We start from the raw sequence: 12322 nt of genomic DNA on the forward strand, positions 1-12322 counted from the left end.
ATGACAGATATAGAGGAGTATGTAGACTTCCAGCTCGAACTGGCAGGTGCAATACTGGGAGTCAATCCATCCAGTATAGGCGCACCTGAAGCCTCGTCTGATGCTCTGTCAGAAACTGGTTCTGCCGGGAATGAATATGATGAAGATGGCCCCGTCACCGACGCTGACAGGCAGCCTTATCTGGATCTGGAGGTGGAGCATAATGATTTATTTAACGACAATTACATTATTAATGTGCCAGATTCGGAGGATTTGACGCTGAAAAACGTCATTGACGTTGACCTGGATGAAATGCGGGTCATTAATGCCTCTCAGACAGGAATGTACCTCGGTACGATGGGGTTAGGTCCGTGTATTGCAATTGGTGGAATAGGGCATACTCAGGATAAGCAGATAATACTGGGGTTAATGCACTTTACAGGCCTTGAGGAACCCGATGTCGTCATGAGTGCCCTTGATGATGCGATGAGAGAAGCGGGGGCAGAACATACTGGATATATTATGGTTGGCGGAAACATAGCGCCCGGCGGGGAAGATAACGGCAGCCTGATTGCAGAGAGAAGTTTATTAAGCTTACGGGAGACGTACGATATCCGCAGCGTCCGCTTGCATACTTCTGAGGGAGAGCTTGATCCCATAACAGGAGAAAGTACAGCAGTAGATGCCGTACTAACTACAACGCATATGCTATTCAGGAAAGCAGCACTCTATTAATAGTGATATGGATACCGATGTCATGGACAGCCTGTTTTCGGAGCAGGTGGCAGTGTGGCCGCTTCAGAATCAGACTGTTCACGGGATCGTTCAGCGGTCAGCAGGTAATCCGAAACAAATCGCTGCCATGGCTGAGGCCGCCCGTAATAATATCCCTGCAGCAAATGAACGCCTTTTTTACGCAGAAGACGCGCCTGCTCCTCCGTTTCAACACCTTCAGCAACCAGCTGAAGGCTGAGGCGCTGGCTCAGATCCACAATGTTGTCTATCACATTGTCCGAAGGCGCATGCTGAACCATTCTGGAAATGAAAGAGCGATCAATTTTGAGCGTATCAACCCGGAACGCCTGCAGATAACTCAGGCTGGAATGTCCGGTTCCAAAATCATCAATGGCTATAATGACACCTGCCATCTGTAAATCAGCAATCTGAGCCAGGGTCTGGGTATTCAGCTGCAGGGGCTCTCTCTCCGTTAATTCCAGAACCAGCGTAATGGCACGATGGGACAATGACTGAAGGAATGACCGGCAATGGGCTGAAAATGCAGGATCGGTAATGTGCTGAGGGCTGACATTGATCCCGATATGAAACCCTTCTGGCAATAAGACTCCAGCCGACTGAAGTGTCCTCGCCACATCCTGCATCAGACCCGTCGTAACAGGAACAATCATTCCTGAGGACTCGGCCTGGGGGATAAAGCAGTCGGGGAAAATGATACCGTCCCGGGGGTGATGCCAGCGAATCAGTACCTCAGCACCGATGCATCGTTCAGTATCAGATTCAAAAATTGGTTGAAAATAAGGGATAAACTCATGCCTTTCCAGTGCTCGTTGTATCTCATCCCGTAAAGAATGCGGGCGAGTCGATAACCACTTCGTCAGTAATGCCACACCGCATGACAACAGAAAAAGACAAATCAGCATTCTTATGTTCAGACGCAAGAATTCATGCCAGAATTTTTCTGTGGGATAGCTGCTCTGGACGGAAACCGGGTAGTGCCCGGAAGGCCATATCAGGGAGAAACGTTCAGAACGAGGAACGAAATGAGTCAGCAATTTTCCTTCTCTGCTGAGAGCCGTCCCACCGACAATCAACAGAAGGTCAATATCTTTATCCTGTAAGGTCATCGCCCGAACCAGATATTGTGCATCAACACCGACAAGTGCACTTGTCGTATTCCCGTTTTGGCGCAACACCAGAAGCGGGCGATGGGTATTGAGAGTGTTGCCCTCCATAAGCAATAACCGCTGTGAGACATACTCAGAGGATATATCGGGGAAGTTCACGTCGCCATACAGAGTAGAACAGAAAATCGTTCCGTTACGCACCAGGCTTACCGAACGAACATAGAGTCCCAGGGCTACGAACTGGCGAAGCGTGTTGACGTTACTGGCACAATGCAGCGGCTGGATCTGCAGGGACTGGAGTGCGACCGTACTGGCAGAGTGCAGAATTTCTTCCAGTGTTCCCATAGCCTGCTTTGTGGTCGACAGGATTCTGTTATTAAGGGATAAGACGAAATCGTAGTACATCGTTCCGGCGCCAGCAAAGAAAATACCGGCACCAACAAGGATGGAAAAGAAATACTGGCGTCCTGTTCTTAAAGACATAGATACCCTGAATAGCCTGTGAGAGGCAATGACATGATTTATCTTTACTGCGGGTCAGTATAGCAGCGCAGGCTATCCGGATCCTGCTCTGCTAATGACGGCGCCATTTCAGCAGGACACGCAGTTATTTTGCGGTAATCCAGGACTGGGAGACGGCTGGCGAGTCCACCATGACGTAGTCAGCTCCCAGACGAACAGCTTCCTCATAGTCCTCACGGGTATTTATTCCAATAAGCATGACCCTGGCGTCACCGCCCTGTTTAATACAGTCCATCGCTTCCTGGTCCCAGACCAGTTGTGAATGTGAACGCCCTTCACCGAGCGTGAACTTTTCGATGACTTCAACATTTCGGCGAAGCTCAAATGCGTGCAAAACAGGCTGAGGTTGTAAACGACGTTCTTCGCTCTCGATCTGGCAGGTATGTGTCATTGTCACCAGGGCCAGCGCTCCCCGGGTAGTATCCCGGCTGTTGAATCGGGCAAGCTCAGGTGGTAGTGCCTCGAGAAACTTTTTTTCGGTTGAATAAAATACCACGCGTTTCTGGTCGTTTGCGTCAAGAATGACCTGTTTCAGTGCCGTGGCCATATCCCGGGGATCTGCATCCGGTGATTTAATATCAATAAAAAATGTTTGTCCCGGGAAGAGACGCAATGCCTGAGAAAGGGTCGGAATGGTTAGCCCCTTGTTGCGATAAGGAAAATCACCCTTTGGACCAGCAAACTGATATCCGGCATCCAGGCGGGTCAGTTCCTTGTGCGTGTATTGTGAAATGCGCCCTTTACCATCGGTCAAGGCCTGCAAATCTGACGGTCGGTACAATACAGGGATCATATCTTTAGAGAGCTGGACTGAGATCCAGATAGTATTGGTGACATTAGTAGCCAGGGATATTGCGGTCAGCGTATTTTCAGGGGCATCCGCGGTACCGGCGCGATGGGCAACAATTTCTGGAGCCGCTTTCACTGCAGGAAGCTGTAATAAGAATATTGTCAACCCGAAAATTAAGTTTTTTGTTTTTGCATTCATTTATTGTCATCCATAATAGTTGCCCCCTTCCCGCGGGGTGATCTGGGTTTATGCACGTATGAAAGGAAGTCATGTGATATTACAGCGCATTAACGCTCGTTTTCGTCTTAAAAAAACCTCCCCTGTAAAATAATTTTTAGATAACATCGGTTAGTATGTCTGTTAGTGAGTGAGTTGAAACTACTTGCCTTTAATTTTCTCAAGGCCGTATTCTTATAGCCACTCACCGTGTTGGTACTTAGCATAAGCGTTTCAGCGATAACATTGACTGTGTCACCATTAAGTAAATGACCCAGCACCTGCTTTTCCCGCTGTAGCAACTTTGGCGAGTATGGTACAGCCCCATATTTCCCTTTAGCGAGGTACTCCTCGATTTCAGTTAATGGCGCATCAGCGGGCATGATTTCCAGATTAATATCTCCAAGATCTATCAGTGCTTGCAGCAGTAGCGAACCGGCTCCATCCAGAAATACCGACACCCTGACATCACAGGATCGTCTGAGGAAAACAGAACGAATAAATTTCCATAAAGAGGGTATGGACTGGTAACCACCCGGAGGGCTGATGATCACCCACTGCACGTGGCTGTAATCCTGGTGTACGTAAAAATCTTGCGCCTGTTCGATACAGGTAAGCGGGAACTGTAAATTCAGCAACTCCACTAATCCTGCCCTGGTATAGTTACAGGGCGAGATGATAAGAATTTTCATTGGCGAAAAGTTATTAGCAACTCCAGATTCGATCATATTCAGGCTTCTTTATGCAGGAGAACAGATGGAGTACTTACCACAACAGTTTCCGTATTAAATAATATGTGCTTCAACAGCGTAACAAGTTATTGCAACATGAAAGACATCAGTGAAAAGAGTAGAATAGCGGGTTTCATCAATCATATATCTATGCTTTACCTGTTTCCTCCATATACAATCATTATTAACGATTGAGAATCAAATTAAAATGTCTTAAATCTTAATTTTTCATATAAATCAGTGTGTTAATGCAATCTTTAAAGGTGATGCTATTTTGAGCAGTGTACTTCAATAGCGCACCTTCGTCAGATTAAAACTATTAAATATTGCTCCTGTTTACGGTTCCCCCCCCTTGAGACATGCCCGCGATGGCAAAAAACTTCGTCTGCTGTGAACGGGGCTGAATGAACCTGTTATCCATGACGAACACATATTCATTGTTCTGACAAACATCAGGAGTATCTGCAAAGCACTTCTGTTTATGCCTGGTTATTCCCGGATTGCGGTATTAATTTTGTAACAGCCGGTGTGTTATCAAAACGTAAGAGAACATGGGTACCTTCTTCTGAGCTGGATACCTCAACGGCATTGATAACCCGGCTTTTCTTATGAATTAGCTCTTTTATGATGGCACGGTTTGCTGCAGGTATAGAACAATAATAAAGAACACAGGACAAAATGACAGGTACGATTATCATAATTTTCAGGAACCCCGGCTTCAGAAAAGAGGTAAAGAAAGCAGCAGGTCCAGCCTGCGAAGGGGATAAGGATGGTGATCCTGCATCACTGGTAGTCTGTACTGAATGACGCTCATCTGGAATAAACCGGTAACCCTGCCGCAGAACGGTATGTATGGCCGCATCCAGACCGCAAAATCTCAGCGTACGCCGTAGCTTGCTAACCAGTTGTAATATATTGGTATCTGTCACACTATGATGTCGTTCAGGCCAGACCCGGGGAATGATTTCCTCGCGGGTAACGACATCTTCGGTGACTGATTTTTCAACCAGCAGTACAAGTAGCCTCTTCTCCTTCTCAGTGATGTTGTATGGTGTGGCGTTACAAAAAAGTATATTCGCCTCAGTATTTAATTGGATTTCACTGGTGATATTTAACATTTTACTAGGAATCTCCTTAGTCTGTGAAAATAGATATTTTTCATCATAAACTAAGTTTTGTAATAACCACAGCGATATTAATAATGATTCATGAATTGTAAGCGGGCATGGTGTGTGAATTTAGCCTAAATAAAATTAACTCCGTGTGATATAGGTATTGCGGGGGTAATAATAACGAGGGTTTAGACGCTAAAGCCTATCGCTGAGTCATCATCACAAAAGGCCGCGGTGATGTCTGCAGTAAATGTAATGATTCACAAGGTTATAAGATGAGGAAGGCATGAACTTCGCCCCTGTTCAAAAACCTTAAAATTTTCTAATTCAGGGAGATTCCGGCAGTCAAAATGTTTCAGGAGAGCTTTTTTAAAAAATCCCGGCGAGCCACGAGATGACGTTGATACAGGGTCAGGGGGGGTAGATGAACTTTCCCTGTTGGCCTTCTCATTAGCCCTTAGCCTGCGTCGGATAATGTGTCGACCATGCCACAAGAACGGCATGGCGTTTGTGTAATACGTAATTCCTTCTTTCGTGCAGATTCTGACCAAAATGACATCGCTTGATTATCAAATGTCAAAGTGTTACTGGCCTGACGACAGAGATCAGCAATCAGGATTACTCTCCACATCAATGGAGAGCTTGACCCATTATCACCTGGCAAGGGATAGCATAAGCTGGATACATCAGAAATTATCATAAATTTGTTTTGTGCTGCTGGGTAGGAAATAATTATCAAATGAGCAGGATATATAAGAGGGTAATAATGATGCTCAAAAAATAAATCCTGTATCTGACGAATTCTACATAAACACCAGAAAGGATCAGTTCAGGAAAACGTTAATTGTGTACAAGACATGATTTTCCGGATCATCGTCAAATGGCCGGATTGTTTCTGTGGGGTCTGGACCTCTGACTCTTCTGGCATGTAAGAATGCTATCCCGGAACTCAACAGTATCACGAAATGATGGATATAATCGGAAAGAAACTTATGCATACTACTTATCTGATCGGTTCCTTACTGGAAATTAATCATCAATCGAAGGCACTGATTCACCGTGGTAACAAAAATAAAGCTTCCTTACCTACCTCTGGTTGCTTTTGTTTGCAGGCTTTAGCTGAACGTAGTGGCAACACTCTTTCTCTTACAGAACTCATGGAGATTGGTTGGGGGCAGACCGGCGTTACAGTCACAGAAAACAGTATACGAGTTATGATTAACAAGATACGTAAAGCGATCACTTCTCTCGGCATGCAGCGCGATATCATCCTGTTAACCGTTCCTCGCAGCGGATATAAACTACTGGTAAATAATACACTACAACCAGGACTCTTGCCTGGTACAGGAAAAAATACCGATAAAGTTACGGCATCAATGGAATCAGCGACTTCAATGGCATCAATAGTAGTTGGCAGGGACAGGTTTAACTGGTCAGTCTTCTCCTCAGATATGCTCACGAGTAAGCTTAAGCATATATCCGGTCGAATGGTTGTGTTGGGTTGCAGCCTGCTGGTTATGATATCCATTGCTTGTACAAACTGGACTATAATGTCCAGCTTTAATTATAAAAATGGTATGCAAAATGATGAATGGTCTCTTCCATTACAAGAGACTGATACTAAAGCATCTCATTTATTCGCCGGATATTACCTCCCCCCTGTTGTCACGCTATTCAGATGGATAAGTGATAATTCTCCGCTCGATAAGTTGAAGAATAACGTCACAAACATAATATGCAGCGTATGGTAAAATGCTTTCGTATTGCCAGAATACTAGCCCGGACGGAACCCCTGGAGTGCCTCATTGACGAGAAAATATATCCCGGCCCAGTCGTCAACTCCGATGCTGAAAACAGAAAGGCTCCTGCAAAAGGAGGAAGTACGCTACAACATCCTTGCACTACAGCGTCATTGGGAGTGCCTTGCGATCCAATTGAAGGGGTTCCGATTGTTAATGCATCAATTTTGCAGGAAATCCGGTTGATTAACCTGAATCCGAACGTGATCATGATGGCGGAAAACTAGCCGCGTAAATCCTTAATACTGATAAGTAAAGTCGGGCGGGGTACGAAACCGTCACTATCATCACTCTGAACAGATATAGTGGCTGTTGACTTCAACTTAATGGGATAGCTCCAATCGGCTAAACGCCCCCGATTTCGCTCCGCATAACGGGACCTGGCGATACAGTTCATGCCGCTGACTACTACCTTTCCGACATGAGCTATCTGCAATATTGTGAACTGGTGCTAACTTAGAATACAATCGACTTTAATTCTCAGGTGCTTTTATGACCCGGACAACTATAAACATTGCTATTATAGAAGATGAACCTTTCAGTCGTCAGGCAATACAGAGCATTTTGAGCCGCTTTCCATACCACCCTACAGAGCCGGGGCGGTTGCTTTTCTGCAGCGAGTTGACCCTCAACATTACCGGAAGTGTCAGTAAATCGTCGGAGCTTCTGTCATTAATCAGGAGCGATACTAATATCGACGTTCTGCTGCTGGATTATTCACTTGTCGTTATGAATACCAATGAAGATGAAGGTGAAGACCTGATTCAGGAATATGATGGTGTGACTCTTATAAAACGCATACTTCACATACGTCCGGAACTGAAAATACTTGTTCATACAGCACATAAAAGTCTGATCATTGCCAGGAATGCGTGGAAATGCGGTGCCTGGGGATTTGTTCAAAAATGCGGAGACATGCAGGAACTCTTCTTTGCAATCGATCGTGTAAGTAAAGGGAAAAAATTTTTCCCGATTGAAGTAGCTGAACTGCCCGAACAAAGCACACAATATAGACTATCATCAAGAGAGACTGAGGTTCTGAGGCTTCTTCTTAACGGGCTTAATCAGAATGCGATTGCCGCTCATTTAAATATCAGTTTTAAAACAGTATCGAATGCTAAGATCAGGGCTTTCAGGAAACTAGGACTTAAGTCGAATGCGGAGTTTTTTCGGTATGCAAATGAAATTATCATTTAGCGTTATTATGATGATCGTATTCTTTTTTGGATCTGCTTCAGACTCGCTTTCAGCACAAAAAATCCAGTTCACGCCCGAAGAAATGGCTTACATAAAAAAACACCCGGTTATAAAATATGGGATATTCCCCAAGTTCTATCCAATAGAAACCATAAACGAACTTGGTGAACATATTGGATTAACAAGGGATTATATCAGCCTTATATGTGATGCGACAGGAATGCGTTTCGAACTGGTCCCCAGCATCAGCGGCAATGAATCGTTCAAAAACCTCAAAGAAGGGAAAGTTTCTCTTCTTACTTCCACCTCTGCATCATTTGCCGAACAGAATGGTCTTGCCCGCAGTGTTCCCGTTTATTCGACATGGCCCGTTACTGTCACCCGTAAAGCTACTCGACATGTCACAACCCCCGATGATATTCAGGAGGGTACGGTTTCAATTACGGATTATCTTTCTCTCATTCAATGGTTCACTGAAAAATACCCTCAGGTAGATTTCACAATAAGCTCTTCCCCGGAGAAAACAATAGATAACCTTATCCGCGGGAATTCTGTAGCTGCAGTGGTACTTTCTCCAACAGCTTTTTATTATATGAACATGGTTTATCCTGATCAGCTAAAAATCTCCCGTCCCAATACCGAAAAAATACCTCTGGTCATGAGTGCTAATCCAGAAGACAGGGTTTTGATTGAGATTATTAATAAAGTATTGAATTCTTTGACGCCAACACAGCATGGGAATCTTATAGAAAAATGGATTGTATCCGGTGACAACAAACCGGAAAACACGCGGTTCAATGCTGATATATACATATTACTGTCAGGTTTTTTATTGCTTCTTTTAATTCTTACTCTCTGTTTTCACTGGAAAACCAGGGAAAAATCACTAAGGCAACACACACAAAGAAATCTGGAGCTTTCAGTCATATCTCATGAACTCAGAACGCCACTGATCGGGATTTTGACTGCAACCGAGGGACTGCTCAGCAGCCCTTTATCTCTTAATCATAAAGACAGATTATTAAATATTATTAATGTCACGCGGGCAATGTTAGAAAACCTTGATCTGTCTCTGGATTATGCCAGAATCAGTTCCGGGGCGGTCAGACTCAATCCTCAGCCTCATTTACTGTCATATCTCTGCGATACCAGTATTAAATTATTCGTCGATTTTGCAGAAAATCACGGAACAACGCTCCAGGTGCGGTATCTTTCAGACAAAGCTTTTCAGCCACATCTTGTCGATGGAGTATTGCTCTCTCAGGCGATTAACAATGTCGTCAGCAATGCGATTAAGCACACCAGTGGAGGGCTTGTTTTAATGGAGTGTTCTCAGGTTCAGGTGGATGGCAAGTGTATGTTTTGCATTGAAATCATCGATACAGGAACCGGCATTCCCGAGAAGGCGCTCCGGCGTCTGGCGGAACCTTTTGTCCAGTTCGATGAGGATGCACCTGGGCCTCATGAGCGCCCTAAGGGGTCCGGGCTTGGCCTGTTTGTCTCAAAACAGAATATGCGGTTATTAGGAGGGCATCTTGTCCTTAACAGCAAACCGGGTATTGGTTCACGCGTTAAGCTTGTTTTTCCTGTCATTCCAGGACATTTACAGAATGAGAAATTTCTTCCAGCACATATCCAGCTCAAGCTGAACTGCACTGAGTCAGTTTCTGTCAGTGAACTAATATCCGTATTGGAAAACTGTCATATCTCATACCATATTGCAGAATGTCCTTCTACAACGAAACCGGAATATGACCCCACATTGTTAATTAGCTTTGAACGACAGAAGAAACAGTGGCTACTGTATAATAACAATAAGGAGTGCATCGCATTAAATTGCCCTCTGTATGCATCAGACGTCTTTAGCGCCGTGGTTGAATTATGTTGCCACCGTAGTGAGGCCGGTAGCTGTAGTGATGCCGGACCTTCAGTTGATGGTATCTGCGCTTTCCCGGTCATTTCTCGTCGCGTTCTTCTGATCGATGATGAGCCACTGCTGCTTGAGGTCCAGCAAGAACTCTTTACTGGTATGGGCTATGCCGTTGATGCAGTTTGTGAAGCTCAACAGGCATATCAATGCTGGCTACAGCATCGACATGAGATTATCATCACAGACTGTCGGCTAGATGAGAGCGATGGATTCGAACTGGTTCGCCATTTAAGAAAGCTGATGCAAAATACCTCTTCTGATGTGTTGATTATTGGTCAGTCTGCAGCACTAAGAGACGATGATACCCGGTTAGCCCGGGAGGTAGGCATGGATTTTCTGCTGCAGAAACCCATTGCACGTGAACAATGGCAGCAGCTGATTCATGATTATTTCTCTGATAAGGACCGTAAAATTGTCTGATACCTCTTTTTTTCAACGTTTTTATGTTGCCCTGGAAGCTTATCTGCAACAGGCAGAAACAGAAGTGAGAAACGGCAATCTGTCTGCTGCTCGTGAAATTGCGCATAAAATGCTGGGGTTGTGTCAACTTTTCGGGACATCGGAACAAACCGCACTGTGCGAGCAAGCAGAACATTCAAAGTCCTTACCAAATCTTAAAATCATTCTGAATGATTTAAGAAAAAAGCTTAGTAATAATAAAGCTGCCCGTCAGTAACCGCTGCACGTAGGAGGTCAGGGCAGATATTCGTAAGCAAAATTTCGAATATCCCATTCCATGTGATTTTCAGATAGTTTCTTCTCTCATCACTTGATCAAACATGCCACCGATGCTTTTCACCGAGAACGGTAGTGACTGACACCGTTATGATTTATGCGGTGCTGATCATTGCCGTTTAATAGTCTATATCACGGCCTTTCAATCCATTTGTGAGGTTCAGAGTTTATCCTTCTCATTTCTTTTCCATAACATCACCTCAGCTATGATATAAATCATACTGATTCTGCAGGAATCGTTATTTCCTAATGGAAGGATGATGTAAACATACATCCTGATGTTACACATTATGAAAACACACTATCGAATGGTAAGTTCAATTACCTTTCGTTCGTCATCTCATTATGTTTTACATTTGCGGGAATAAAACCCATGTAACTAACACCAACAAATAAGGATTCAAAATGCCATTCAGAGAACCTGGCGAGGCAAACATTATAACATGGCTAATTATAGGTGCCTTTTCAACATGGGGGGGATTAGTCAGATATATTATGGACACGCAAAACAAACAGACAAAATGGAGCTGGATGGGGATTATTTGCCAGCTGATCGTCTCAGGTTTTACCGGTCTGACTGGTGGCCTGCTAAGCTTTGAAACCGGAGCAAGCTCTTATATGACATTCATTGTTGCAGGGTTATTTGGCACGATGGGTAGTACAGCACTTAGTTATTTATGGCAACGTATTTTCCCGGGGAGAAATTTACCATGACCATTCACATGAATAAATTTACATTTAGTCGTATCAGCGAGCAAAATTTGCGGGGGATCCATCCCGAACTGAGCCGTGTTGTTTATCGTGCTTTACAACTTTCCGCCATCGACTTCAGAGTCATCGAAGGTGTTCGCTCAGCCGAGCGACAGCGACAGCTGGTGCGCAATGGAAGTAGCAAGACCCTTAACAGCAGACATCTGACCGGACATGCAGTCGATCTGGCACCCTGGGTACATCACACTATACCCTGGAATGAATGGCATTATTTTGAAACCGTTGCGGAAGCAATGAAAGCTGCGGCAAAAGAGTTTCAGGTTCCTCTGGTGTGGGGTGGGGACTGGAAAATGCGTGATGGCCCGCATTTTGAACTGAGCAGGGAGGCGTATCCGGTATGATAAAAAATGTTTTATATACAGGTTTAATTTCCCTGTTACTGGGTGCCATGCTTTGGGGTTATAAAACTAGCCACGCTCTTGTGAGTTTAACTGCAGAAAATCGTCGACTGGAAAATGAACTTTCAGCTTTGCGCGAAAATTCTCGCCGTCTTCATTCTCAGTCCTGGCAATTAATGGAGGATCTCTGGAATGTCAATATACAAAAGCGTGAAGAGGATAATCGCAGTGAAACTGTCCTTAAGGCGTTACGTGAAGCGCAACGTGACAATATCTGCGCTAATCAGCCTGTGCCTGATGCTGTTATCAGGATGCAGCAGGATGCCAGTACCGACTGAGC

Annotated in this window: 12 protein-coding genes; 8 read left to right on the forward strand and 4 right to left on the reverse strand. The window is 44.6% G+C overall.

Features of this window, described 5'->3' with window-relative positions:
* Window positions 1-714: XopAK family type III secretion system effector (gene xopAK / locus ACWKXT_RS22620; RefSeq protein ID WP_454533184.1), on the forward strand; the 714-nt coding region annotated here is incomplete at its 5' end.
* A 20-nt stretch (window positions 715-734) separates the two neighbouring features.
* On the opposite strand, the gene ACWKXT_RS22625 is transcribed toward xopAK, so the two are convergent.
* The 4 genes from ACWKXT_RS22625 to ACWKXT_RS22640 form a co-directional block, all read right to left on the reverse strand.
* Window positions 735-2324: an EAL domain-containing protein gene (locus tag ACWKXT_RS22625; RefSeq protein ID WP_454533185.1), complete on the reverse strand. Its 1590-nt coding sequence runs from the start codon at window positions 2322-2324 to the stop codon at window positions 735-737.
* Between the two features lie 124 nt (window positions 2325-2448).
* On the reverse strand, window positions 2449-3351 hold the full coding sequence (locus ACWKXT_RS22630; RefSeq protein ID WP_454533186.1) for a glycerophosphodiester phosphodiesterase family protein: 903 nt from the start codon (window positions 3349-3351) through the stop codon (window positions 2449-2451).
* A 107-nt stretch (window positions 3352-3458) separates the two neighbouring features.
* The gene (locus ACWKXT_RS22635; protein ID WP_454533187.1) at window positions 3459-4097 is read right to left on the reverse strand and encodes a LuxR C-terminal-related transcriptional regulator; all 639 of its coding nucleotides are present in this window, start codon (window positions 4095-4097) and stop codon (window positions 3459-3461) included.
* A 482-nt stretch (window positions 4098-4579) separates the two neighbouring features.
* Window positions 4580-5218, reverse strand: coding sequence for a winged helix-turn-helix domain-containing protein (locus ACWKXT_RS22640; RefSeq protein WP_454533188.1), 639 nt, complete (start codon window positions 5216-5218; stop codon window positions 4580-4582).
* A 959-nt stretch (window positions 5219-6177) separates the two neighbouring features.
* Here ACWKXT_RS22640 and ACWKXT_RS22645 point away from each other — a divergent pair.
* The 7 genes from ACWKXT_RS22645 (at window position 6178) to ACWKXT_RS22675 (ending at window position 12320) form a co-directional block, all read left to right on the forward strand.
* The gene (locus tag ACWKXT_RS22645; RefSeq protein ID WP_454533189.1) at window positions 6178-6963 is read left to right on the forward strand and encodes a winged helix-turn-helix domain-containing protein; all 786 of its coding nucleotides are present in this window, start codon (window positions 6178-6180) and stop codon (window positions 6961-6963) included.
* 540 nt (window positions 6964-7503) lie between these two features.
* A complete protein-coding gene (locus ACWKXT_RS22650) occupies window positions 7504-8208 on the forward strand; it encodes a LuxR C-terminal-related transcriptional regulator (RefSeq protein WP_454533190.1) in 705 nt (234 codons plus the stop codon).
* Window positions 8186-10558, forward strand: coding sequence for an ATP-binding protein (locus tag ACWKXT_RS22655; RefSeq protein WP_454533191.1), 2373 nt, complete (start codon window positions 8186-8188; stop codon window positions 10556-10558). Before ACWKXT_RS22650 ends, ACWKXT_RS22655 begins: the two co-directional genes overlap by 23 nt.
* On the forward strand, window positions 10551-10814 hold the full coding sequence (locus tag ACWKXT_RS22660; RefSeq protein WP_454533192.1) for an Hpt domain-containing protein: 264 nt from the start codon (window positions 10551-10553) through the stop codon (window positions 10812-10814). Before ACWKXT_RS22655 ends, ACWKXT_RS22660 begins: the two co-directional genes overlap by 8 nt.
* Before the next feature lie 464 nt (window positions 10815-11278).
* Window positions 11279-11587 (forward strand): phage holin family protein, encoded by a 309-nt coding sequence (locus tag ACWKXT_RS22665; protein WP_047345313.1) that lies wholly within the window; start codon window positions 11279-11281, stop codon window positions 11585-11587.
* A gap of 8 nt (window positions 11588-11595) precedes the next feature.
* Window positions 11596-11985, forward strand: a complete 390-nt coding sequence (locus ACWKXT_RS22670; protein WP_454533264.1) for a M15 family metallopeptidase — start codon at window positions 11596-11598, stop codon at window positions 11983-11985.
* A complete protein-coding gene (locus ACWKXT_RS22675) occupies window positions 11982-12320 on the forward strand; it encodes a hypothetical protein (protein ID WP_454533193.1) in 339 nt (112 codons plus the stop codon). Before ACWKXT_RS22670 ends, ACWKXT_RS22675 begins: the two co-directional genes overlap by 4 nt.
* Window positions 12321-12322: the final 2 nt, after the last annotated feature.

This window comes from Enterobacter sp. UPMP701 (genome assembly GCF_053709515.1).

Coding starts and splice junctions, on each gene's coding strand:
- ACWKXT_RS22630 (WP_454533186.1), bottom strand. CDS start 3,351: ATGAATGCAAAAACAAAAAACTTAATTTTCGGGTTGACAATATTCTTA.
- ACWKXT_RS22645 (WP_454533189.1), top strand. CDS start 6,178: ATGATGGATATAATCGGAAAGAAACTTATGCATACTACTTATCTGATC.
- ACWKXT_RS22640 (WP_454533188.1), bottom strand. CDS start 5,218: ATGTTAAATATCACCAGTGAAATCCAATTAAATACTGAGGCGAATATA.
- ACWKXT_RS22665 (WP_047345313.1), top strand. CDS start 11,279: ATGCCATTCAGAGAACCTGGCGAGGCAAACATTATAACATGGCTAATT.
- ACWKXT_RS22675 (WP_454533193.1), top strand. CDS start 11,982: ATGATAAAAAATGTTTTATATACAGGTTTAATTTCCCTGTTACTGGGT.
- ACWKXT_RS22650 (WP_454533190.1), top strand. CDS start 7,504: ATGACCCGGACAACTATAAACATTGCTATTATAGAAGATGAACCTTTC.
- ACWKXT_RS22655 (WP_454533191.1), top strand. CDS start 8,186: ATGCAAATGAAATTATCATTTAGCGTTATTATGATGATCGTATTCTTT.
- ACWKXT_RS22635 (WP_454533187.1), bottom strand. CDS start 4,097: ATGATCGAATCTGGAGTTGCTAATAACTTTTCGCCAATGAAAATTCTT.
- ACWKXT_RS22670 (WP_454533264.1), top strand. CDS start 11,596: ATGAATAAATTTACATTTAGTCGTATCAGCGAGCAAAATTTGCGGGGG.
- ACWKXT_RS22625 (WP_454533185.1), bottom strand. CDS start 2,324: ATGTCTTTAAGAACAGGACGCCAGTATTTCTTTTCCATCCTTGTTGGT.